General features: G+C 58.2%; 17 protein-coding genes and 3 tRNA genes (1 of these 20 only partly in view). 6 read left to right on the top strand and 14 right to left on the bottom strand.

What is annotated here, in order from left to right; genetic code table 11:
- Positions 1-53: 53 nt before the first annotated feature.
- Together AC3WMT_RS22295 and phnX are read left to right on the top strand one after the other, a co-directional pair.
- Positions 54-1163, top strand: a complete 1110-nt coding sequence (locus AC3WMT_RS22295; protein ID WP_103305241.1) for a 2-aminoethylphosphonate--pyruvate transaminase — start codon at positions 54-56, stop codon at positions 1161-1163.
- Between the two features lie 152 nt (positions 1164-1315).
- Positions 1316-2143 carry a phosphonoacetaldehyde hydrolase gene (gene phnX / locus AC3WMT_RS22290; RefSeq protein ID WP_103305240.1) on the top strand — a complete coding sequence of 276 codons (828 nt, stop codon included), beginning with the start codon at positions 1316-1318 and terminating at the stop codon, positions 2141-2143.
- Positions 2144-2245: 102 nt separating this feature from the next.
- Here phnX and AC3WMT_RS22285 read toward each other — a convergent pair whose 3' ends face one another.
- Positions 2246-3019 carry a hypothetical protein gene (locus AC3WMT_RS22285; RefSeq protein ID WP_146041250.1) on the bottom strand — a complete coding sequence of 258 codons (774 nt, stop codon included), beginning with the start codon at positions 3017-3019 and terminating at the stop codon, positions 2246-2248.
- A gap of 350 nt (positions 3020-3369) precedes the next feature.
- On the opposite strand from AC3WMT_RS22285, the gene AC3WMT_RS22280 reads away from it, so the two are divergent.
- Positions 3370-3918, top strand: a complete 549-nt coding sequence (locus AC3WMT_RS22280) for a cytochrome b (RefSeq protein ID WP_103305239.1) — start codon at positions 3370-3372, stop codon at positions 3916-3918.
- A 208-nt stretch (positions 3919-4126) separates the two neighbouring features.
- Here the strand turns inward: AC3WMT_RS22280 and AC3WMT_RS22275 are convergent, their stop codons facing one another.
- Together AC3WMT_RS22275 and AC3WMT_RS22270 are read right to left on the bottom strand one after the other, a co-directional pair.
- A complete protein-coding gene (locus AC3WMT_RS22275) occupies positions 4127-5053 on the bottom strand; it encodes a 1-aminocyclopropane-1-carboxylate deaminase/D-cysteine desulfhydrase (protein WP_103305238.1) in 927 nt (308 codons plus the stop codon).
- Between the two features lie 145 nt (positions 5054-5198).
- Entirely contained in the window at positions 5199-7238 is a 2040-nt protein-coding gene (locus AC3WMT_RS22270) for an oxidoreductase (protein WP_103305237.1), read from the bottom strand.
- 208 nt (positions 7239-7446) lie between these two features.
- Here AC3WMT_RS22270 and AC3WMT_RS22265 point away from each other — a divergent pair, with 208 nt between their 5' ends.
- Both AC3WMT_RS22265 and AC3WMT_RS22260 read left to right on the top strand, forming a co-directional pair.
- Positions 7447-8574 (top strand): nitrilase-related carbon-nitrogen hydrolase, encoded by a 1128-nt coding sequence (locus tag AC3WMT_RS22265; protein ID WP_103305236.1) that lies wholly within the window; start codon positions 7447-7449, stop codon positions 8572-8574.
- Positions 8575-8577: 3 nt separating this feature from the next.
- Complete coding sequence (locus AC3WMT_RS22260) at positions 8578-9618, top strand: AraC family transcriptional regulator (protein WP_103305297.1); 1041 nt, start codon at positions 8578-8580, stop codon at positions 9616-9618.
- A gap of 346 nt (positions 9619-9964) precedes the next feature.
- Here AC3WMT_RS22260 and AC3WMT_RS22255 read toward each other — a convergent pair whose 3' ends face one another.
- Together AC3WMT_RS22255 and AC3WMT_RS22250 are read right to left on the bottom strand one after the other, a co-directional pair.
- Complete coding sequence (locus AC3WMT_RS22255; protein ID WP_103305235.1) at positions 9965-10807, bottom strand: DUF2242 domain-containing protein; 843 nt, start codon at positions 10805-10807, stop codon at positions 9965-9967.
- 92 nt (positions 10808-10899) lie between these two features.
- On the bottom strand, positions 10900-11799 hold the full coding sequence (locus AC3WMT_RS22250; protein ID WP_103305234.1) for a LysR family transcriptional regulator: 900 nt from the start codon (positions 11797-11799) through the stop codon (positions 10900-10902).
- A gap of 118 nt (positions 11800-11917) precedes the next feature.
- Here AC3WMT_RS22250 and AC3WMT_RS22245 point away from each other — a divergent pair, with 118 nt between their 5' ends.
- Positions 11918-13123, top strand: coding sequence for an MFS transporter (locus AC3WMT_RS22245; RefSeq protein WP_103305233.1), 1206 nt, complete (start codon positions 11918-11920; stop codon positions 13121-13123).
- A 726-nt stretch (positions 13124-13849) separates the two neighbouring features.
- Here the strand turns inward: AC3WMT_RS22245 and AC3WMT_RS22240 are convergent.
- The 9 genes from AC3WMT_RS22240 to AC3WMT_RS22200 all read right to left on the bottom strand — a co-directional run.
- A complete protein-coding gene (locus AC3WMT_RS22240; RefSeq protein WP_103305232.1) occupies positions 13850-15721 on the bottom strand; it encodes a SurA N-terminal domain-containing protein in 1872 nt (623 codons plus the stop codon).
- 227 nt (positions 15722-15948) lie between these two features.
- The gene (locus AC3WMT_RS22235) at positions 15949-16221 is read right to left on the bottom strand and encodes an HU family DNA-binding protein (RefSeq protein ID WP_003183171.1); all 273 of its coding nucleotides are present in this window, start codon (positions 16219-16221) and stop codon (positions 15949-15951) included.
- A gap of 148 nt (positions 16222-16369) precedes the next feature.
- Positions 16370-18766, bottom strand: coding sequence for an endopeptidase La (lon, locus tag AC3WMT_RS22230; protein ID WP_007917325.1), 2397 nt, complete (start codon positions 18764-18766; stop codon positions 16370-16372).
- A 163-nt stretch (positions 18767-18929) separates the two neighbouring features.
- The gene (gene clpX, locus AC3WMT_RS22225; RefSeq protein WP_016775335.1) at positions 18930-20213 is read right to left on the bottom strand and encodes an ATP-dependent Clp protease ATP-binding subunit ClpX; all 1284 of its coding nucleotides are present in this window, start codon (positions 20211-20213) and stop codon (positions 18930-18932) included.
- Between the two features lie 112 nt (positions 20214-20325).
- Positions 20326-20961 carry an ATP-dependent Clp endopeptidase proteolytic subunit ClpP gene (gene clpP, locus AC3WMT_RS22220; RefSeq protein ID WP_007951559.1) on the bottom strand — a complete coding sequence of 212 codons (636 nt, stop codon included), beginning with the start codon at positions 20959-20961 and terminating at the stop codon, positions 20326-20328.
- A 92-nt stretch (positions 20962-21053) separates the two neighbouring features.
- Positions 21054-22364: a trigger factor gene (tig, locus tag AC3WMT_RS22215; protein WP_103305231.1), complete on the bottom strand. Its 1311-nt coding sequence runs from the start codon at positions 22362-22364 to the stop codon at positions 21054-21056.
- Positions 22365-22766: 402 nt separating this feature from the next.
- Positions 22767-22842: transfer RNA gene (locus AC3WMT_RS22210), tRNA-His, on the bottom strand.
- A 76-nt stretch (positions 22843-22918) separates the two neighbouring features.
- Positions 22919-23003, bottom strand: a tRNA-Leu gene (locus AC3WMT_RS22205).
- Between the two features lie 58 nt (positions 23004-23061).
- Positions 23062-23119 (bottom strand) — tRNA-His (locus tag AC3WMT_RS22200) (it continues 118 nt past the right edge of the window).

Here is a 23119-nt window from a genome sequence, read left to right as displayed (position 1 = left end):
TTGCAACGTATGCCCCGTAGCTTCATACCCCAGCGCAATCCGAGGACACACGAATGAGTATCGCCGAACCCATCCTGCTCACTCCCGGCCCGTTGACCACTTCGGCCCGCACCCGCCAGGCGATGATGGTCGACTGGGGGTCATGGGATGACCGCTTCAATCAACTGACCGCCAGCCTTTGCGAACAACTGCTGGCGATCCTCAATGGCGCCGCGACCCATGAATGCGTGCCCCTGCAAGGCAGCGGCACCTTCGCGGTTGAAGCGGCCATCGGCACACTGGTGCCACGCGACGGCAAAGTGCTGGTGCTGATCAACGGCGCTTATGGCAAGCGTCTGGCGAAGATCTGCGAAGTGCTCGGCCGATATTTCAGTACCTTCGAAACCGCTGAAGACGAACCGACTACCGCTGCTGACGTCGATCGTCTGCTGCGCGCCGACGTCTCCATCACCCACGTCGCCTTGATTCACTGCGAAACCAGCACTGGCATCCTCAATCCGTTGCCAGAGATCGCCCAGGTTGTTCAGCAACACGGCAAACGTCTGATCATCGATGCCATGAGTTCCTTCGGCGCACTGCCGGTGGATGCGCAGCACGTGCCGTTCGATGCGCTGATCGCCGCGTCCGGCAAATGCCTGGAAGGCGTGCCGGGGATGGGTTTTGTTTTCGCTCGCAAAGAGTCGCTGGCTGCGGCGGCCGGCAATTCGCATTCGCTGGCGATGGACCTGTTCGACCAGCACGCCTACATGAAAAAAACCGGACAGTGGCGCTTCACCCCGCCGACCCACGTGGTCGCGGCGCTGCACGAAGCCCTGCTGCAATACAACGAAGAAGGCGGCCTGCCGGCACGGCACGCGCGCTACGTCGCCAACTGTCAGGCCCTGATGGAAGAGATGGGCAAGCTGGGTTTGCGCAGCTTCCTGCCGGCGGCCATTCAGGCGCCGATCATCGCCACGTTTCATGCACCGAAAGATCCGCGTTACCAGTTCAAGGATTTCTACGAACGGGTCAAGGCCAAGGGTTACATCCTCTACCCCGGCAAACTGACCCAGGTCGAAACCTTCCGCGTTGGCTGCATTGGTCACGTCAGCCCGGACGAAATGCGCCAGGCCGTCGCGGCAGTGGGCGAAGTACTGCGCGAGATGGAAGTCCTCGACATCTGATCCGACTTGATCCCTGTGGGAGCGGGCTTGCCCGCGATAGCGGTATGACATTCAGCATAAATGTCGACTGAAAGTGCCCCATCGCGGGCAAGCCCGCTCCCCACAGGATCGCCGAACCTTTTGAATAGCTTGTTCTCATAGGAATCTTTGCCATGAACTACACCAACCCAACCCAGCTGCAAGCCGCCATCCTCGACTGGGCCGGCACCGTGGTCGATTTCGGCTCGTTCGCACCCACGCAGATTTTCGTCGAAGCCTTTGCCGAGTTCGACGTCCAAGTCTCCATCGAAGAAGCCCGCGGGCCAATGGGCATGGGCAAGTGGGATCACATCCGCACTCTGTGCGATCAGCCACAAGTCGCCGAGCGTTATCGCAAAGCGTTCGGCCGCACCCCGACCGACGATGACGTCACCGCCATCTACAACCGCTTCATGCCCCTGCAAATCGAGAAAATCGCCGAGCACTCGGCGCTGATTCCCGGCGCGCTGGAGACCATTGCCAACCTGCGCCAACAGGGCATCAAGATCGGTTCCTGCTCCGGCTATCCGAAACAGGTGATGGACAAAGTCGTGGCGCTGGCCGCCAGCAACGGCTACGTCGCCGACCACGTAGTCGCCACCGACGAAGTACCCAATGGTCGCCCATGGCCGGCGCAGGCACTGGCCAACGTGATTGCCCTGGGTATTGACGATGTCGCCGCTTGCGTGAAAATCGACGACACCGTCCCGGGCATCCTCGAAGGCCGTCGCGCCGGGATGTGGACCGTGGCGCTGATCTGTTCCGGCAACGCGCTTGGGCTTGATTACGCCGGTTTCCGTGCGCTGGGCAGCGACGAACTGGCCAGCGAGCGCAAGCGCATCCACGCGTTGTTCGAAAGTTCGCGCCCGCATTACATGATCGACACCATCAGCGATCTGCCGGAAGTAATCGCGGACATCAACAAGCGTCTGGCTCGGGGCGAAATGCCACAAACCGTGTAAGTGCCAAATAAAAAACACCGCCGACTTCAAATCAAGTCCGCGGTGTTTTTAGTGACTACGATGTAAGCAGTCACGACTTATTACACGTCAACTTCCGTTAGCTTATTCCGAGATCAATTTATTATTTGCATCGAAAGCCAGGCCGTCCGGATACCGTTTACTGCCATCCGGAAATCTCACTGTTCCATCTTCCCAAACAACACGCCCATCCGGGTATTCAGTCGTATTATCCGACCAGACAATCCGCCCATCGGGAAACTCGACGCGACCATCCTGATGGTGAATAACACCGTCCGGGCCCTTCAGCGAAGTTTGATTCGCATCGATCAGGCTGCCATCGGGCAGCGAGGTCGAGCCATCCTTGTTAAGGACTCCACCCAGATTGATCACAAGTGTCGCCAGAGCAATGGGGTCAATACTGAAGTTGATGGTCGGCCATGGCATTGGCGGCCTTTCCACTTTTACAGGCGCGGTAGTTTCGCCGGGCGCTACTGGCTTGGTCGGCGTAACGGTATCGACTGGCTTGACCGGTGGCTTGGTCGGCGCATCAGGTTTGACCGGTGGTTTGACCGGCGCAACAGGCTTGACCGGCGGCTTGACCGGCGCAACAGGCTTGACCGGCGGCTTGACCGGCGCAACAGGCTTGACCGGCGGCTTGACCGGTGCAACAGGCTTGCCGGTGCGACGGGCTTTACTGGCGGCTTCACTGGCGCTACTGGTTTCACCGGTGATGTGACTGGCGAAACGGGTTTGACCGGCGCCGGTTTGCTGATCGGGCTTGGCTTGAGACCGGGCTGCGGCTTGGGAACAGGCTTCCTGGCCATTGCCTTCTTTACAACATATGCGTTTTGATTTTTGCTCGTAAACATGGCGCACCTAATTAAATAAATAATTAACAAACAATAAATTCCCTGGCAAACCAACAACACTCAGGAACTGAAAACAACATTAACCAGCACACTAAAATCACACAAGACAAAGTCAAATACAGAATATAAACAACACACCGTTACACCCAACTTATCCACACAGACACAACCAATGATACTTGGTATTAATTAAGTGCCCCTTCACCTTCTCTCAGCCAAACCCCAAATACATCGCCCGGCAACGCACAATTAAAAAATCGTTCATTCAAGGCAAAAACCACCCATCGGGTTTACAGTTAAAGCATGCCGTCGCTCAAGAACGGCCGTTTTCGACGCTGATCTGTGAGGAAACACCGTATGCCGTGGACAAGCTCCGAATCTCGCTACAGCACCGTATCGGTTCTGCTGCACTGGCTGATGCTGGTGTTGTTGGTGCTGGTGTACGCCAGCATGGAATTGCGCGGCCTGTTCCCCAAGGGCAGTGGAGGGCGCACGCTCATCAAGGAAGCCCACTACATGCTCGGCCTGACCGTGTTCGTGCTGGTGTGGTTTCGCCTGCTGGCCCGCAGCGTCGGCCCCGCCCCGCAGATTTTTCCTGCTTCGCCGCAATGGCAAACCGTGCTGGCTCGGCTGATGCACTGGGCGCTGTACCTGTTCATGATCAGCATGCCGATTCTCGGCTGGTTGATCACCAGCGCCGAAGGGCATCAGGTGATGTTCTACGGGTTTGATCTGCCGTTGCTGGTGGGTGAGGACAAAGCGTTCGCCAAACAAGTGGAAGGCTGGCACGTGCTGATCGCCACTATCGGTTACTGGCTGATCGGGCTGCACGCGCTGGCGGGGATCTACCACCATTACGTGGTGAGGGATAACACGCTGTTGCGGATGATGCCCAAACGCGGCTGAAACGCTTTTGGAGGCATGCTGGATTCTCTGTGGCGAGGGGATTTATCCCCGATGGGCTGCGCAGCGACCCCAATTCAGCCACAACTGGTCCTCCTGATTTACCGCGTATTGAAGTTTTGGGGCCGCTTCGCAGCCCATCGGGGCGGTGCGACGTTTCGCTAAATCCCCTCGCCACAATAAATCCCCTCATGACAGAGATACGCTGCAATCAGGGGACGCGGTCGAATCCCCGTCGCCCCTGCAATCCGCCGGTATGCACGAAAATCAGCCGAGTGCCGCGGGCAAATCTGCCCGCCTCGACGTGGCTCTTTAGCGCCAGCAACGCCTTGCCGGTGTAAAGCGGCTCCAGCAGCATACCGCTCGCCTGCTGGCTACGGTCGATAAACTCAAGCAGCCCAGCATCGACCTTGGCAAAACCGCCACGACTGGCATCAATCAATTCATACCCTGTATTGGCCATTCCAGCTTCGTGGAGGACTGCCTTGATCTGAGGCGCCACCCCATGATCCTCCGGCACCGCCAGCGCGCCATACACCGGATGCGCACCCGCCTCCGCCAGCACCAGCCCCGCCAAAGTGGTTCCGGTGCCACATGCGAGCCACCATCCGTGGTAATCGCTCCAGCCGAGATTCGCCAATTGCGCGTCCACCTGAACCTTCAGCGCCGCGCAACCCAACGCCCCAGGCAATCCACCGCCGCCCTCTGGCACCGCAAACAGCGTCGGATATTGCGCCTGCCACGGTGCCCAGAACCCCGGTTCATGCCGCGCCCGATAACCGCCGTAACCCAGCCAATGCAGCTGCATGCCGAACGCCTGCAAATCCCTCGCCGTGGGCGTTTCCTGCGCATGCCCACGCAATAGCCCGACCGTTTTGAAGCCTAGCCGTTTGCCCGCCGCCGCTAGTGCATGCAGATGATTGGAATGCGCGCCGCCGAGGCTGATGATGCCTTCGGCACCGGCCCGTTCGGCAGCCTTGAGATGCTCGGTGAGCTTGAACCACTTGTTGCCGCTGATCAGCGGATCGATCTGATCCAGGCGCAGGATCGCCACTTCAACATTGGCGGCGGTGAGCCAGTCCAGATGAAGGTGTTCGAGGGGGGTTTGGGACAGCCAATCGGAGGGAGGCAAAAACATGAGCGGCGATTCGATCTGGACAGAGCCAGCATTCTAGTCGCTCATAAGCAGCCATCGCGAGCAGGCTCACTCCTGCATTTGAAATGCGTCCACCTGTAGGAGTGAGCCTGCTCGCGATAGCCATTGGCACGCTAGGCCTGGGAAATCAGAGTTCGGCCGCCAGACGCGAGCCCTGGTTGATCGCCCGTTTGGCATCCAGCTCGGCCGCGACATCCGCACCGCCGATCAGGTGCACGTTCTGCCCGGCCTCCACCAGCCCGTCGTGCAGCTCACGCAACGGATCCTGGCCCGCGCAGATCACAATGTTGTCCACCGCCAACACCTGCGGCTCGCCGGTTTCGCCGATACGGATGTGCAGGCCTTCGTCGTCGATGCTCAGGTATTCAACGCTGTTGAGCATCTGCACCTGCTTGTTCTTCAGACCTGTGCGATGAATCCAGCCGGTGGTCTTGCCCAGACCGTCGCCGACCTTGGTTTTCTTGCGCTGCAACAGGAACACTTCGCGGGCCGGTGCATGTGGCTCAGGTTTGATCCCGGCGACACCACCCCGTGCCTCAAGGTGAGTGTCGATGCCCCACTCCTTCCAGAACGCGGCGCGATCCTGGCTGGTGGCCACACCTTGATGGACAAGGAATTCCGACACGTCGAAACCGATACCGCCAGCGCCAATCACCGCGACACGCTTGCCGACCGGCTTGCGCTCAAGGATCACGTCGAGATAGCTCAATACCTTGGCATTCTCGACGCCCGGAATGGCCGGCACACGCGGCGCAATACCGGTGGCGAGGATGATCTCGTCATAACCGCCTTCCACTAGTTTCGCCACGTCGACACGGGTGTTCAGGCACACCTCGACATGGGTGGTCTGCAACTTGCGTTTGAAGTAGCGCAGGGTTTCAAAAAATTCCTCTTTGCCCGGCACACGCTTGGCGATGTTGAACTGGCCGCCAATCTCACTGGCCGAATCGAACAAGGTCACCTGATGGCCGCGCTCGGCCGCCACGGTGGCGGCGGACAACCCGGCAGGACCGGCACCGACCACGGCGATTTTCTTGATCTGCTGCACCGGCAAATAGTTAAGCTCGGTTTCGTGGCAGGCACGCGGGTTGACCAGGCAACTGGTGAGCTTGCCGCCGAAGGTGTGGTCAAGGCACGCCTGGTTGCAGCCGATGCACGTATTGATTTCGTCGGCACGGCCTTCGGCAGCCTTGTTGACGAAGTCCGGGTCGGCGAGGAACGGCCGCGCCATCGAAACCATGTCGGCATCGCCCTCGGCCAGAATCTGCTCGGCGATTTCCGGGGTGTTGATGCGGTTGGTGGTGATCAGCGGAATGTTCACCGAACCGCGCAGCTTGGCCGTGACCTTGCTGAATGCCGCACGCGGCACTTTGGTGGCGATGGTCGGGATCCGCGCCTCGTGCCAGCCGATACCGGTGTTGATGATGGTCGCGCCTGCCTGCTCGATGGCTTTGGCCAGGGTGACGATCTCGTCCCAGGTGCTGCCGCCCTCGACCAGATCGAGCATCGACAGACGGAAGATGATGATGAAGTTCGGGCCGACCGCTTCGCGGACGCGACGCACGATCTCCACCGGCAGGCGCATACGGTTTTCGTAGCTGCCGCCCCAACGGTCGGTGCGGTGGTTGGTATGCGCGGCGAGGAACTGGTTAATGAAATAACCTTCCGAGCCCATGATCTCGACGCCGTCGTACTCGGCGGTCTGCGCCAGTACCGAACAGGTGACGAAATCGCTGATCTGCTTTTCGATGCCTTCCTCGTCCAGCTCTTTGGGCTTGAACGGATTGATCGGCGCCTGAATCGCACTTGGCGCAACTTGTTTCGGGCTGTAGGCATAACGTCCGGCGTGGAGGATCTGCATGCAAATCTTGCCGCCCGCTTCATGCACCGCGCGGGTGACGATGCGGTGCTTGAGCGCTTCTTCCTCGGTAGTCAGCTTGGCCGCGCCGGAGTACACGCCGCCCTCATCGTTCGGGCCGATACCGCCAGTCACCATCAGGCCGACGCCGCCACGGGCACGTTCGGCAAAGTACGCCGCCATGCGCTCGAAGCCGCCCGGTTTCTCTTCAAGACCAGTGTGCATCGAGCCCATCAGGGTGCGGTTGCGCAGCGTGGTGAATCCCAGGTCCAGCGGGGCCAACAGGTGCGGGTAATGAGCGGTGGTCATCGGTAACTCCACAACGAGCGATCACGGAAAAATTGCGGGAGCTCTGCGTCCCCCGTCAGTCATGTTCGACAGACTAAGAGTCGCATCGCTGTCACTCAATGACCGTAACTGACAAGTTAATGATCAAAATGCGCAGCGCCCCTTGGCAACCAGCGCCATGGGCCCTACCCTAGTCGCCACACCCTGTACCCGGCTGTTGTTGGTTTTCATGCGCAAACTTCTGTACCTGTTTTTCTCCATGGCCATCGTGGCCACCCTGACCACCTACGCCATGTGGGCGGCAGACCGGCCGGCGGGACATTACCTGTCGGACTTGCGCATCAAACTGGCGGTCGACCAAGGCACACCGGCCGACCGTGGTAATTTGCTCGGCATCCAGCCCGAACTGTTCCCTACCGATTATCAGAGCCCCGAGCGCCTGCACCGCAAACTCGCGGCCTATCTGCAGCAAGCGCAGGATCAGGGCCTGTTGAACGACAAAACCGTGGTGGTGTTGCCGGAACACATCGGCACCTGGCTGATGATCAGCGGCGAGAAAGATGAGTTGTATCAGGCGCCAAGCCTCGCCGAAGCGATGAACTGGCTGGCGGCGAGCAATCCACTGTTATTCGCCCGCGCCTGGCTCAGCGCCAAGGGCAGTGACCGCGTCAACGACGCGCACCTGCGCATGAAGTCGCGCTCCATGGCCAAGGATTACCAGGCCTTGTTCGGTGGTCTGGCCAAGGAGTTTCACGTGACGCTGGTAGCCGGCTCGATCGTGCTGCCCGAGCCCAGCATCCGTGATGGTCAGCTAAAACCCGGCAGCGGCGCGCTCTATAACAGCAGCGTGGTATTCGGTCGCGACGGTGTGCCCCTCGGCCAACCGCAACGGCAGATGCATTCGGTGTTCGATCAGCGTGATGTGATTCAGGCCGGTGAACAGACAATCAACGTCGTCGACACCCCGGCCGGGCGCCTCGGCGTGTTGATCGGCAGCGACAGCTGGTATCCGGACAACTATCGCAAACTCGACGAGCAAGGCGCGCAATTGGTTGCGGTACCGGCGCAGGTGTTCGGCCATGGCACGTGGGACAAGCCGTGGCGTGGCTATAAGGGTTCGAGCACACCGAGTTCGGTCAGCCTCAAGCCCGGTGAGGTCAGCGAAGGTCAGGCATGGCATCGCCTGACCCTGACCGCGCAACCGCCCAGCAGCCGCGCGATTGCCGGCATGAGCGTGTTTCTGCGCGGGCAGTTCTGGGACCTGTCGAGCTCCGGTCAAAGTTTTCTCAGCAGCAACGGTCAGCAGTTCGCCGATGGCGAAGCCCGTGGCGCCCGTTTGCTGAATATCTGGTTGTAAATGATGAAGCCGCTACCGATGCGCCTCGGGGATCTGTCGGTAGGTTTCGTGCATAGCCTCGCCGATGCCGTGCGCAGTCATGGCGCCGATCCCCAGCCGCTGCTTGAGCAATACGGTCTGGATGCCGCTCGTTTGGCCGAGGCCGGAGCACGGCTGTCGATTCCGCGTTATATGCGTCTGGGCCATAGCGCGATTCAACTGACGGAAGATCCGGCATTAGGCCTGCGCATGGGCCAGCTCAGCCGATTGAGCCAGGCGGGACTGGCCGGTGTGACCGCCGCGCAGGCGCCGACGGTGCGTGAAGCGGCCCGCTGCCTGATCCGTTTCGAGCCGTTGTACGGTTCCAATTATCGCGGCCAGTCGAGTTTCCACGAAGACGCCAACGGTGCTTGGTTGCGCTTCTATTCGATCAGCCCGTACAACGCCTACAACCGCTTTGTGGTGGACTCGATCATCGCTGGCTGGTTGCACCAGTTATCCAGCGTCGGTCGCGAACCATTGCGCGCCGAGCGCATCGACATCGAATTCGATGAACCGGATTATCGCGATGCCTATGCAACCCTGGGAGATAACCCGATTCAGTTCGGCGCCGAACGCAACCAATTACGCCTGAGCCTGAGCAGCCTCGCCCAGCGCAACCCCGAACACTGCCCGAGTACCTGGCGGCACTTGCTGCAACTGTGTGAACGGGAACTGGAACAACTGACCCGCACCCGCAGCCTGCGCGAGCGCATCACGCAATTGCTCGGTCCGTTGCTCAACGGTGGCCGGGAACCGGATCTGGAGGAAGTGGCGGCACGCCTGAAGCTGCCGACCTGGACCTTGCGGCGCAAACTGGCCGAGGAAGGCACACAGTTTCGCGCGATCCTCAATGACACTCGGCGTGATCTGGCGATGACCTACATCCGCGACACAGAACTGGCGTTCGGCGAGATCGCTTACCTGCTGGGGTTTGCTTCAGCCGAAGCGTTCCAGCGAGCGTTCAAGCGCTGGAGCAGCCAGACGCCTGGCGAATTCCGCCGCAGTCATCGCAAAACAGCCTGAAACCTCAAAGCTCGGTCGCATCTTCCGCAGGCTCTGGCGGATCCAGCTCAAAGGCCTGGTATTCGAGCAGTTCTTCTTGATAGTCGTCCATCGTGTATTCCCCCTACTGCTCTCTTCATTTGTGTCCCGAGCATATCGCGCCTGTGTGAAGGAAAAGTGAAACACGACCTTCATGGATAAAACGTAGCAGGCGGTCAGGAATTTATCATGGGATTTTTCAAGAAGGCCTGAAACCACTGTGAGAGCAGGCTTGCTCGCGAAAGCGTCGGCACATCCGACATCGATGTGACTGATCAACCGCTTTCGCGAGCAAGCCCGCTCCCACAGGAGGGTGCCCGGCTCTGGCCTATTGGCCGTTGGCAGGCAACGCCGGAATCGGCTCGGACGGCGGTGGGATGTTCGTCGGATTAGCCGGTGGCGTGATGGTTTCCGTGGTCGGCGCAGGGTCTGCGCTTGGTGCCGGAGTGATCGGCGTAGCGTCCACTGGCGGCGCAACCGGCTCGGAACTGACCGGGGCGGTCTCTACGGGCGCTGGTGCGGTCACGGCCGGGTCTGCCGCAGGAGCAGTTTCAGCAGCCGGCGTCAGATTCGTCGGAGCCGCTTTCGGCTCAGGTACGCCCAGGTCGGTCTTGGGTTTCTCCTCGATGTGCGCCGCTTTCTTCGTCTCTGCCGGCAAGAACTGCTCGACCAGGGTAAAGAAGCGCTCATAGAACTTCTGCGCCGTCACCGTTTCACTGGCGACCTTGACCATCGAATCGTCCGACGAGCCGATCGGCATCGACACCGAGCCGAGCACACCGACACCCAGACTGGCCGAATTGTTGGTCTTCTTCAGTGCGTAGCGATCCTGCAGGGCGTTGGCGAACACCGTGGCGTGATGCTTGCCACTGGCATCTTCGGCACAGACCACGTTGAAACTGATTTCCAGGTGCGTTTCGCCGGTCTGCTGGAAGCTCTTGTGACCGCTGACCAGTTTAGGGTCGCTGCTGGTGATGATGTAGCCCTGACTGAGCAACGCCCGGCGTGCCGCTTCGCAACTGGCGGTGTCGGTCACCGGATAATTGCGCGAGAACGTACCGGAATCATCGAAGTTTTCATGCTCATACATCGGCTTGTCTTTCGAACAGCCGGCAACAGCGGTCAACAACAGCGCCAACCCGACAACACGCATGGGAGTGGAAATCAACATTGAACATCCTGAGGGAAAACAGTCCGGGGCGTATTGTGCAACAGATCGTGACCCCGCGGCGTATGGATTAGTGTCTTAAAACGGTTACAACTCTATCGACCTTCGGCGTCGGGAAAAAGTCGCCTCGATAAATGATCGATGAAAACCCGCAATTTGGCGGTGGCATGGCGGCTAGACGGCCACAAGACCCAAAACTGCCCGGTGTGCTCCAGATACGCGTCCAGCACCCGCTGCAGGCGTCCCTGCGCGACGGCTTCATGGGTCATGAAATCCGGCAGGCAGGCAATGCCCATGCCGGCGAATGCCGCGTGGGCAACGGCCTCAATGGACGTGCTGACCAGCCGCGCCGGCAATATCGGCTCTGCGGTGAAGGGTTCTCTACGCAAGGGCCACGGCTCCAGTTTGCCGGTGGCATGGAAGGTGTGGCGTAAACACGCGTGAGTCGCCAGCTCGGTGGGGGTTTGTGGCACACCGCGTTGCTGCAAATAAGCCGGGCTGGCCACCAACACCATATGAAACTCGCCCAACGGTCGTGCCATCAGCCGTGAATCACGCGGTTTGCCGGTACGGATGACGGCATCGAAACCCTCCTCCACCACGTCGACCATGCGATCAGTCAGATCCAGATCCAGTTCGATCTGTGGATACTGCGTCATGAATTCGTTCATGACCGGCATCACCAGCCCATGCACCTGCGGCAGGCTGATCCGCAACTTGCCGTGGGGCTGCGAAGCGGCATCGCACAGCTCGAACTCAGCCGCCTCGACCTCGGCGAGGATCTTGCGGCAACGCTCGAGAAACAGTGCGCCCTCGCTGGTCAGCGTGACACTGCGTGTGGTGCGATGAAACAGCCGTACGTTCAGCCGCGCCTCAAGTCGCGCAATGCTTTTACCCACCGCCGAAGACGACACCCCTTGCAACCGGCCAGCCTCAGTAAAACTGCGCGTTTCGGCGACCTGAACAAACACCGAAATACTGCCCAGGCTATCCATACCAACCCTCCATTGACGACATCCATGTCCGATATGTTCGGAACCATAACCTGTTTTTCGCCAATGCGCAGCGCTCTACCCTGTGTCCCTCGTCAACTCTGCACAGGGATGCTGGCTCATGAACGACGCACCACTCACCTGCACTACGCTCGATAATCCACCCGCAACCGGCGAACGCTTACCGCTCGCCGCGTTACTGGCGCTGGCGACCGCCGGTTTCATCACAGTAATGACCGAAGCCATGCCGGCCGGCCTGTTGCCACAAATGAGCAGTGGCCTGAATGTCTCTCAAGCGCTGATCGGGCAACTGGTCACGCTCTACGCCATCGGCTCGATCGTCGCCGCCATACCGCTGACCATCGCCACTCGCGGCTGGCGTCGCCGACCACTGCTGCTGTCCGCTATCGGCGGCTTTGCCATTGCCAACAGCATTACCGCCGTGTCTGAGCTGTACTGGCTGACCCTGACTGCACGGTTCATCGCCGGCGTGTTTGCCGGCCTGCTCTGGGCCCTGCTCGCCGGATACGCAAGCCGAATGGTCGCCCCACACCTGCAAGGTCGCGCGATCACCGTGGCCATGCTCGGCGCACCGATTGCACTGTCCCTGGGAATTCCCGCCGGCACCCTGCTCGGCACCCTGATTGGCTGGCGTCTGAGCTTCGCAATCATGACCGCATTGACCGTGCTGCTGGTGATCTGGGTACGCTGGCAAGTGCCAGACTTCCCAGGCGAGCGTGCCGGCAAACGCCTGCCACTGCGTCAGGTCTTCACCCTGCCAGGCGTGCGACCGGTGCTGTTCGTAACCCTGTCCTACGTGGTTGCACACAATCTTCTGTACACCTACATCGCGCCATTCCTGCAACCGTCAGGATTGGGCGGTGAAATCGACCGGGTGTTGCTGGCATTCGGCGTGGCGTCAGTACTGAGCCTGTGGATCGTCGGCAGCCTGATCGACCGCTGGCTGCGCGAACTGGTGCTGATCAGCGCAATCCTCTTCATGCTTGCAGCCATCGCCCTGGGCATCTGGCGCGAATCGCCAAGCGTGGTCTACATCGCCACAGCCGTGTGGGGACTGGCATTCGGCGCCATGCCCTCGCTGCTGCAAACCGCTTCAGCGAAAGCCGCGAAGGACGCCGCCGACACCGCCCAGTCGATGCTGGTCACGCTGTGGAATGTCGGCATAGCCGGAGGTGGACTGGCGGGTGGACTGCTGCTGGACAGCGTGGGGGTCGAGCACTTTCCGTGGATCGTCGCGGTGCTGCTGGTCTCGACCTTCTATGCCGCTACCAATGCCCGACACCATGGATTTCCACGAGCGGCGTAATGCTCAATGGTTTAAATACCCTCGCAACACCCGACCGGATATCCCCCGGCGATGCCGAGATTCCCTGTGTAGGGCTGCCGCAGGCCACGATCTTTTGATCATCACAACGTCAAAGTCAAAAGATCGCAGCCTTCGGCAGCTCCTAGAGAGCATGAGAATACCCGCCAGAAATTAGTGGCCGTAACACTGCCTTCGGAAGCAAGCCCCCTCCCACAGTTTAAAACCAGATTCACCCGCCAGAAACAGGTCGGCCTAAAGGCCGCCATCGCTGGCAAGCCAGCTCCCACAAAGAAATGAGTACACCCAAAACGCGGCGCATGCCGCCCCACTCAACACAATGAGCGTTAGCTCGAGTACCGCTTTTGACCTTCACCACTCAACACAATGAGCGTTAGCTCGAGTACCGCTCTTGATCTTAAAAGGCCCGTCGGCAGGCTGAGCGGAGGGGTTCATCCGGGGAGGACATCGAGAGGAGGTGCAGCGAAGCAAACCGGAGGCGATGCCCCGGATGAACCCCGGAGCGAAGGAACCCGAGCCACAGCGAGGGCCGTACGTCAGGGTAAAGCCTTTTTGGTTACTTTTTCGGCGTCTGGAAAAAGTGACCCGCCGTAAGGGCGGAACCCTAATCAGCCACACCCACAGCAACGGATCCACCAACAATCAACCGCCCAATAAAAAAGCCCCGACCAATCGGCCGGGGCTCCCTTATCAAATCTCAGTCAAACATCAGAACTTCTTGATGTCAGCCTGACTCTCCAACTGCTTGCGATACGCCGCAAAGTCCTGCTGACCTTCACGCGACGCCAGGAAGCGACGGTACTGAACCTTCTCTTCATCCGTCGGCGCAGCCGCTTCGTTAACGCCATTCAGACGCACGATCATCAGACTGCCATCCGGCAGAGTCACGCTGCTGAACGTCGGCTTGTCCTTGGCAGCCGGTTTCGGCATACGGAACAGCGCTTGCAACACAGCAGGATCAACCCCTTCCTGACCACGAGTGGCCGCTTCAGTGGTTTTCCAGTTCTGCCCTTCAACAGCCTTGTCCAGCGGCGCCTTGCCATCGCGCAGATCGGCGATCAGCTTCTCGGCCTTGGTCTTGGCAGCAGCGCTGGCGTGCTCTTTGGTCAGCTGGGTGCGAATCGCCGCACTCACGCTTTCCAGAGGCAGTTGCGCAGGCTTCAGATGCTCCTTGGAGCGCAGCACAATCACAGTTTCCGGATCCAGTTCGATGGCGGTGCTGTTGGCACCTTCATCAATCACTTCAGTGCTGAATGCGGCAGTGACCACGGCACGGTTAGCCGCAACACCTTCACCACCTTCACGGCCAAACGGCTTGGAGGTGTGCACGGTCAGCTTCAGATCTGCCGCTGGCTGAGCCAGGTCAGATGCTTCGAACGCGGAGTCTTCCAGTTGCTTGGTCGCTTCGACGAAACGTTGCTCGACCTGCGCTGCTTTCAACTCGCGGGTCAGCTTGTCTTTCAGGCTGGCCAGCGTTGGCACTTCAGGCGCTTCCACACCCAACAGTTTGATCAAGTGGTAACCGAAGTCGGTGCGCACCGGCTCCGACACCTGATCTTTGGCCAAAGCGTACAAAGCTTTTTCGAAGGCAGGGTCATAGACGCCAGGACCGGCATAACCGAGGTCGCCACCATTGTTGGCCGAACCCGGGTCCTGCGAGAACTCCTTGGCCAGCGCTTCGAACTTCTCGCCCTTGGCCAGACGCGCCTGGACTTCTTCGATCTTCGCTTTGGCCTGAGCTTCGGTGATCTTGTCGTTCACTTCGATCAGAATGTGCGCGGCACGACGCTGCTCCGACAGGTTGGCGATCTCTTTTTGATACGCCGCCTGCAGGTCTTCGTCCTTGACGGCGACCTGATCGAAGAACGAAGACTTCTTCAGCTCTACATAGTCGATGATCACCTGATCCGGAGTCATGAACTCCTTGGCGTGTTCATCGTAGTAAGCCTTGACTTCGTCGTCGGTCAGTTTGACCGCAGCCGGGTCAGCCTTGATGTTCAGCGTAGCGAAATCACGGGTCTGTTTTTCCAGACGGGCGAATGCCATCACTTCGGCGTCAGTGACAAAACCGCTGCCCGCCACACCGGCGCGCAGTTGGCCGATCAGCATTTCCTGAGCCAGCATCTGGCGGAACTGCATACGGCTGTAACCCAGTTGACGGATCACCTGGTCGAAACGCTCGGAGCTGAACTTGCCGTCGACCTGGAATTCAGGTGTCTGCAGAATCACTTGATCCAGCGCGCCTTCGGAGAAAGCGAATTTCGATTGTTCTGCGCCTTGCAGCAGCAGCTTGCGATCGATCAGCCCCTTGAGGGCCGATTCGCGGAGCATTTTCTCGTCAAGCAAAGAAGCATCGAAGTCCTTGCCCAACTGTTGCATCAGCTGACGGCGTTGCATATCAACGGCCTGGCTCAGCTCGTTCTGGCTGATTTCTTCACCGTTGACCTTGGCCGCCTCATTCTTGTGAGTGGCGGCCTGGAAAATGGCGTCGAAACCGGTCAACGCCATCAGCAAAATGATGGCTCCGATAATGGTCTTGGCAATCCAGCCTTGTGAATTGTCCCTGATATTCTGCAGCATGCGTCCCCCAGAAACGGTTGAACTTCAAAATTAGGCAACCGTGGAGCGTGGGTAGAATCCGGATAGAAGAAAGGCGCATCCGAGGATGCGCCTTCTCGTAACTGGCGGAGCGGACAGGGCTCGAACCCTCGATCCCGGCGTTACAGGCAGCTGTTTCAGCGACCTGCGCTACCGCTCCGCTGCCAAGTCAGGCATGACCCCGACCCGGATGGGTAAAAACCTGAAACTTAGTTAACAGCTTCTTTCAATGCTTTACCGGCTTTGAAACCTGGCTTCTTGGCAGCCGGGATTTCCAGAGTCTTGCCGGTCTGAGGGTTACGACCGGTACGAGCCGGACGGTCAGTCACGGAGAAAGTACCGAAACCAACCAGAACAACGGAGTCGCCAGCCTTCAGAGCGCCAGTGACGGATTCGATTACAGCGTCCAGCGCACGGCCAGCAGCAGCTTTCGGGATATCAGCGGATGCAGCGATAGCATCAATCAGTTCCGACTTGTTCACTCTAAGTCCCCTTATATCTATTTTGAGATGATTCTAAGTTTTTTGGTGAAAGCAAAAACGAGTGCTGAATGGCCTACAGACACTTAAGAGCCGCTTTATAACAAGGGCTCTAAAAAGCTGTCAAGGAAGCCACCCAGGCAAAAACGTATTAATGCGTGCTAATTCTTTCCTTAGAGTCAGACTCGCGTTTTTCGTCCTTGGCAACTATCTCCGGAGCCACATCCGGCAAGGGCTCCGGCGCGTATTGCAGCGCAATTTGCAGGACCTCGTCAATCCATTTAACCGGTTTAATCTGCAGATCCTGCTTGATATTGTCAGGAATCTCCTTCAGATCGCGCACGTTCTCTTCCGGAATAATCACAATCTTGATTCCACCGCGGTGGGCCGCCAGCAGTTTTTCCTTCAAACCACCAATTGCCAGCACCTGACCACGCAGAGTGATTTCACCGGTCATGGCAACATCGGCGCGCACCGGGATGCCGGTCAATGCCGACACCAGCGCCGTGCACATGCCCACACCGGCGCTAGGACCGTCTTTCGGCGTCGCCCCTTCCGGCATGTGAATGTGCGTGTCGCGCTTCTCGTGGAAGTCCAGAGGAATGCCCAGGCTCTTCGCACGGCTGCGCACCACTGTCAGGGCCGCAGTGATCGATTCGACCATCACATCACCCAGCGAACCGGTCTTGATCAACTGTCCCTTGCCCGGTACGACCGCCGCTTCGATGGTCAGCAGTTCGCCGCCAACCTGAGTCCAGGCAAGCCCGGTCACCTGACCGATCTGATCTTGCTGCTCAGCCAGACCGTAGCGGAATTTGCGCACACCGAGGAAATGCTCCAGCAGATCAGCTGTCACTTTCACCGAGAAGCGTTTTTCCAGAGCGTGCTCTTTCACAGCCTTGCGGCAGACCTTGGCGATCTGACGTTCAAGGCCACGCACACCCGCTTCACGGGTGTAGTAACGAATGATGTCGCGGATCGCTTCTGCGTCGAATTCCAGCTCGCCCTTCTTCAGACCATTGGCGGCAATCTGTTTGGGCGACAGGTATTTGACTGCGATGTTGATCTTCTCGTCTTCGGTGTAGCCCGGCAGACGGATCACTTCCATCCGGTCGAGCAGCGCCGGCGGGATGTTCATCGAGTTCGATGTGCAGAGGAACATCACATCCGACAGGTCGTAATCGACTTCAAGATAGTGATCGTTGAAGTTGTGGTTTTGCTCGGGATCGAGCACTTCCAGCAACGCCGACGCCGGATCGCCACGCATGTCGCTACCCATCTTGTCGATTTCATCGAGCAGGAACAGCGGGTTGCGTACGCCAACCTTTGTCATCTTTTGAATCAATCTTCCCGGCATCGAACCGATGTAAGTCCGGCGATGACCACGAATTTCCGCTTCATCACGTACGCCACCCAAGGCCATGCGCACGAATTTACGGTTGGTGGCGTGGGCAATCGACTCTGCCAGCGAGGTTTTACCCACGCCCGGAGGACCGACCAGGCACAACACCGGTCCACGGATTTTCTTCACGCGTTTTTGTACGGCGAGGTATTCAAGGATACGTTCCTTGACCTCTTCGAGGCCGTAGTGATCGGCATCGAGAATGTCTTCAGCGCGCGCCAGGTCCAGACGTACCTTGCTCTGGGCCTTCCAAGGCACCTGCACCAGCCAGTCGATGTACGAGCGCACCACGGTGGCCTCAGCGGACATCGGCGACATTTGCTTGAGCTTGTTCAGCTCGGCAGTGGCCTTGGCCAACGCATCTTTCGGCAGACCGGCAGCGTCGATACGCTTTTTCAGGTCTTCGATTTCGTTGTGGCCTTCGTCGCTGTCGCCGAGTTCTTTCTGAATGGCCTTCATCTGCTCGTTCAGGTAGTACTCGCGCTGACTGCGCTCCATTTGTTTTTTGACGCGACCACGAATACGTTTTTCGACTTGCAGCAGATCGATCTCGGCATCCAGCAACGCCAGAACGTGCTCGACCCGGGCAGACAAATCGATGATTTCGAGGATTTCCTGCTTCTGCTCGATCTTCAACGCCATGTGCGCAGCCATGGTGTCGACCAGGCGGCCCGGCTCATCGATGCTGTTGAGCGAAGACAGGACTTCAGCCGGGACTTTCTTGCCCAACTGTACATATTGTTCGAACTGCGACAGCAGCGTGCGCACGAACACTTCGGATTCGCGCTCGGCGGCGTCGACTTCTTCGATCAGCGAGACCTCGGCACGGCAGTGGCCGTCGACTTCGCTGAAGCGCTCGACGGTGCCGCGCTGCTCACCCTCGACCAGAACCTTGACGGTGCCGTCAGGCAGCTTGAGCAGCTGTAGAACAGTGGCGATGGTACCTACGCGATAGAGAGCGTCTTCACCGGGATCATCGTCAGCCGGGTTTCTCTGGGCCAGCAGCAGGATCTGCTTGTCGCCCGTCATCGCTGCCTCGAGGGCTTCGATGGATTTCTCGCGCCCCACGAACAGCGGGATAACCATGTGCGGATAAACCACGACATCACGCAATGGCAGGAGAGGCAATTCGATGGTTGTCTTCATGATTTCGCCTCTACGGCGGCCATATGGCCGTAATCAGATGGAATTAAGCTTGAAACCAAGATGGGGGCTGCCTTGAAAAAAAACAAGCGCAAAGCGGATGTAAAAAACGACATAAAAAAAAAGAGGCCCGAAGGCCCCTTCTTTGTTGCGACGCGGTGGACGCTTACGCGTCCGGCGCTGCCTTGGCCGTCGGCTCACTGTTTTCGTAAATATACAGTGGCTTGGACTTGCCTTCGATCACACTCTCGTCGATCACGACTTTACTCACCTCGGACTGCGAGGGGATTTCGTACATCGTGTCGAGCAGCACACCTTCGAGAATCGAGCGCAACCCACGGGCACCGGTTTTACGCTCCAGGGCACGCTTGGCGACAGATTTCAGTGCGTCGGAACGGAATTCCAGATCCACGCCTTCCATCTCGAACAGCTTGGCATACTGTTTGGTCAGAGCATTTTTCGGCTCGGTGAGGATCTGCATCAACGCAGCCTCATCCAGCTCGTCCAGCGTCGCGAGGACTGGCAGACGACCGACAAACTCAGGGATCAGACCGAACTTGACCAGATCGTCAGGCTCGACTTCACGCAGGGATTCACCGACTTTCTTGCCTTCTTCCTTGCTGCGTACTTCCGCGTTGAAGCCGATGCCACCTTTGGTGGAACGGTTCTGGATAACCTTCTCGAGACCCGAGAAAGCACCACCGCAGATGAACAGGATGTTACGAGTGTCGACCTGCAGGAATTCCTGCTGCGGATGCTTGCGGCCACCTTGCGGCGGAACGGAAGCGACCGTGCCTTCGATCAACTTGAGCAAGGCCTGCTGCACGCCTTCACCGGAAACATCGCGGGTGATCGACGGGTTGTCGGACTTGCGGGAAATCTTGTCGATTTCGTCGATGTAGACAATACCCATTTGGGCTTTTTCTACGTCGTAATCGCACTTCTGCAGCAGTTTCTGAATGATGTTCTCGACATCTTCACCTACGTAACCCGCCTCGGTGAGGGTGGTTGCGTCAGCGATGGTGAACGGAACGTTCAGCAGGCGGGCCAGTGTTTCGGCCAGCAGGGTTTTACCGGAGCCTGTCGGGCCGATCAGCAGGATGTTGCTCTTGCCGAGTTCGACGTCGTCAGCCTTTTTGTCACGCTGGTTCAGGCGCTTGTAGTGGTTGTACACCGCTACGGCCAAAACCTTTTTCGCACGCTCCTGACCAATCACATACTGATCAAGGATGCCGCTGATTTCTTTAGGCGAAGGCAATTTATGCGCGCTGCTTTCGGCCTGGGCTTCCTGCACCTCCTCGCGGATGATGTCATTGCACAGGTCGACGCACTCGTCGCAGATAAAGACCGAGGGGCCGGCAATCAATTTGCGCACTTCATGCTGGCTTTTGCCACAGAAGGAGCAATAGAGCAGCTTGCCGTTGTCCTCGCCGTTGCGGGTGTCAGTCATTCGTTCGATCCAAATCCGATAGGCTTGCAACACAAGATGAAGGCTATTGCGGGCTTTTTCAAGCCCGCCGCTGATCAGACCAGCCGACCAAGCCTATTTTGAGCTGCTTATTTTAAGCTGGGCGCTGGTTGATCACTTCGTCGATCAAGCCGTATTCCTTCGCAGCTTCCGCACTCATGAAGTTGTCGCGGTTGGTATCGCGCTCGATTTCTTCCAGAGTGCGACCGCTGTGTTTGGCCATTAGCGTGTTCAGACGCTCGCGAATGAAGAGGATTTCCTTGGCGTGGATTTCGATGTCCGACGCCTGGCCCTGGAAACCGCCCAAAGGCTGGTGAATCATCACACGCGAGTTAGGCAGGCAGAAACGCTTGCCTGGAGCACCTGCGGTCAGCAGGAATGCGCCCATGCTGCAGGCCTGGCCGATGCAAGTGGTTGATACGTTGGGTTTGATGAACTGCATGGTGTCGTAGATCGACATGCCTGCAGTCACCGAACCGCCCGGGGAGTTGATATAGAGATGGATGTCCTTGTCCGGGTTTTCCGCTTCAAGGAACAGCAGTTGCGCGCAGATCAGGTTGGCCATGTAGTCCTCTACCGGACCAACCAGAAAGATCACTCGTTCCTTGAGCAGGCGCGAGTAGATGTCATAGGCGCGTTCGCCACGAGCAGATTGCTCGACAACCATCGGGACCAGGCCGCCTGCGGCCTGGATATCAGAGTTCTGCTGAATATACGAATTACGGAACATGCTCTGCAGTCACTCCCAAATAGTTATGTCTTGAATACGCATAAGCCAGCTCGAAGGCTGGCTTATGTGTGTACTTCTTAACGCAAAAACAATCAGTCGGCTTTTGGAGCTTCTACCGGCTTGACCGCTTCTTCGTAAGAGACCGATTTGTCGGTCACGCTAGCTTTCTGCAGAACAGTATCCACAACTTGTTCTTCCAGCACAACCGAACGCACTTCGTTCAGTTGCTGCTCGTTTTTGTAGTACCACGACACGACCTGCTCAGGCTCCTGGTAAGCCGAAGCCATTTCCTGAATCATTTCGCGAACGCGGGCTTCGTCAGGCTTCAGGTCGAACTGCTTGACCACTTCAGCCACGATCAGGCCCAGCACTACGCGACGCTTGGCTTGCTCTTCGAACAGCTCGGCCGGCAGTTGATCAGGCTTGATGTTGCCACCGAACTGCTGAACAGCCTGCACGCGCAGACGGTCAACTTCGTTGGACAGCAGAGCCTTAGGCACTTCGATCGGGTTGGTGGCCAGCAGACCGTCCATTACCTGATTCTTGACCTTGGATTTGATCGCCTGACGCAGTTCACGCTCCATGTTCTTGCGAACTTCGGTGCGGAAACCGTCGATGCCGCTTTCCTTGATGCCGAATTGAGCGAAGAACTCTTCGTTCAGCTCAGGCAGTTTTGGCTCGGAAACGGTGTTTACAGTGACGGTGAACTCGGCGGTTTTGCCAGCCAGGTCCAGGTTCTGATAGTCCTCAGGGAAAGTCAGGTTCAGAACGCGTTCTTCGCCAGCTTTAGCACCTACCAGACCTTCTTCGAAGCCCGGGATCATGCGGCCGGAACCCAGCACCAGCTGAGTGCCCTTGGCGGAGCCGCCAGCGAATGCTTCGCCGTCAACCTTGCCAACGAAATCGATGTTCAGTTGGTCTTCGTTCTGGGCAGCGCGATCGGCCACTTCGAAACGGGTGTTCTGCTTGCGCAGGATGTCGAGCATCTTGTCCAGATCAGCGTCAGCCACGTCAGCGCTCAGGCGCTCAACAGTGATGCCTTCGAAGCCGGCAACGGTGAACTCAGGGAACACTTCGAATACAGCAACGTATTCCAGATCCTTGCCAGCTTCGAGCGACTTAGGCTCGATCGATGGCGAACCTGCCGGGTTCAGCTTTTGCTCAACCACTGCTTCATAGAAGGAGGACTGGATGACATCACCAACAGCTTCCTGACGAGCATCAGCACCGAAACGGCGCTTGATTTCGCTCATTGGCACTTTGCCTGGACGGAAGCCAGCAATCTTGGCCTTTTGGGCAGTCTGCTGCAGACGCTTGTTGACCTGAGTCTCGATGCGCTCTGCCGGCACGGTGACGCTCATGCGGCGCTCGAGAGCAGTAGTATTTTCAACAGAAACTTGCATGGATATTCCTCGTTGCACAGACGTTAGCCGGCCGTTTCCGACCCCAGAATCAAGGGCATGCATTCTAGTGGGTCAAACTCAAGAAGTCACCCTACTGAAAACGGGTAAAAAAACAGCGGGCAATTTATAGGGATAGATGCACAGATGCAGCGCGTCCCACAGGCGAATACAACCAATCACGCCAAGGCTCTGCGCCGACCTCTTCTATATATAGAAGGGACTGCCCATCACTCCTTGACGGCCGTTCTTGCAAGCAAGCCCGGCGAGCAGTGCAGCATCATCGAGCAACATAAATACGACGAAGCGCCCTGCCCCTGCGACCGAAAACCGGCAAGCGCCGGCTTTTGAAACCGCAAAAACAAAAAAGGCGCCAGACTGTTAAATCTGGCGCCTTTCGAAATATGGGGTGGACGATGGGGATCGAACCCACGACAACGGGAGTCACAATCCCGTGCTCTACCAACTGAGCTACGCCCACCATATTGCGTAACAAAAAAGCCAAACAACTTCTTTGTTGAACCTCACCAGCCCGAAGACATGCATGAAGCTTTGATTGGTGCGGATGAAGAGACTCGAACTCTTACGCCTCGCGGCGCTGGAACCTAAATCCAGTGTGTCTACCAATTCCACCACATCCGCGGATGAAGCTTTTTAAAGCAAAGGCGCCAGACTGTCACATCTGGCGCCTTTCGAAATATGGGGTGGACGATGGGGATCGAACCCACGACAACGGGAGTCACAATCCCGTGCTCTAC

It is taken from the genome of Pseudomonas sp. FW305-7, assembly GCF_058786735.1.
The sequence above is the reverse complement of the archived record's forward strand: the minus strand, read 5'-3'. Positions and strand labels throughout refer to the sequence as shown.

Excerpts from the sequence above, each read along its gene's own strand:
- AC3WMT_RS22295 (WP_103305241.1), top strand. The coding sequence starts at position 54 with ATGAGTATCGCCGAACCCATCCTGCTCACTCCCGGCCCGTTGACCACT.
- AC3WMT_RS22240 (WP_103305232.1), bottom strand. The coding sequence starts at position 15,721 with ATGCTGCAGAATATCAGGGACAATTCACAAGGCTGGATTGCCAAGACC.
- clpX (WP_016775335.1), bottom strand. The coding sequence starts at position 20,213 with ATGACTGACACCCGCAACGGCGAGGACAACGGCAAGCTGCTCTATTGC.
- AC3WMT_RS22250 (WP_103305234.1), bottom strand. The coding sequence starts at position 11,799 with ATGGATAGCCTGGGCAGTATTTCGGTGTTTGTTCAGGTCGCCGAAACG.
- AC3WMT_RS22265 (WP_103305236.1), top strand. The coding sequence starts at position 7,447 with ATGCGCAAACTTCTGTACCTGTTTTTCTCCATGGCCATCGTGGCCACC.
- clpP (WP_007951559.1), bottom strand. The coding sequence starts at position 20,961 with ATGTTCCGTAATTCGTATATTCAGCAGAACTCTGATATCCAGGCCGCA.
- lon (WP_007917325.1), bottom strand. The coding sequence starts at position 18,766 with ATGAAGACAACCATCGAATTGCCTCTCCTGCCATTGCGTGATGTCGTG.
- phnX (WP_103305240.1), top strand. The coding sequence starts at position 1,316 with ATGAACTACACCAACCCAACCCAGCTGCAAGCCGCCATCCTCGACTGG.
- AC3WMT_RS22245 (WP_103305233.1), top strand. The coding sequence starts at position 11,918 with ATGAACGACGCACCACTCACCTGCACTACGCTCGATAATCCACCCGCA.
- AC3WMT_RS22260 (WP_103305297.1), top strand. The coding sequence starts at position 8,578 with ATGAAGCCGCTACCGATGCGCCTCGGGGATCTGTCGGTAGGTTTCGTG.
- AC3WMT_RS22270 (WP_103305237.1), bottom strand. The coding sequence starts at position 7,238 with ATGACCACCGCTCATTACCCGCACCTGTTGGCCCCGCTGGACCTGGGA.
- tig (WP_103305231.1), bottom strand. The coding sequence starts at position 22,364 with ATGCAAGTTTCTGTTGAAAATACTACTGCTCTCGAGCGCCGCATGAGC.
- AC3WMT_RS22280 (WP_103305239.1), top strand. The coding sequence starts at position 3,370 with ATGCCGTGGACAAGCTCCGAATCTCGCTACAGCACCGTATCGGTTCTG.
- AC3WMT_RS22275 (WP_103305238.1), bottom strand. The coding sequence starts at position 5,053 with ATGTTTTTGCCTCCCTCCGATTGGCTGTCCCAAACCCCCCTCGAACAC.
- AC3WMT_RS22255 (WP_103305235.1), bottom strand. The coding sequence starts at position 10,807 with ATGTTGATTTCCACTCCCATGCGTGTTGTCGGGTTGGCGCTGTTGTTG.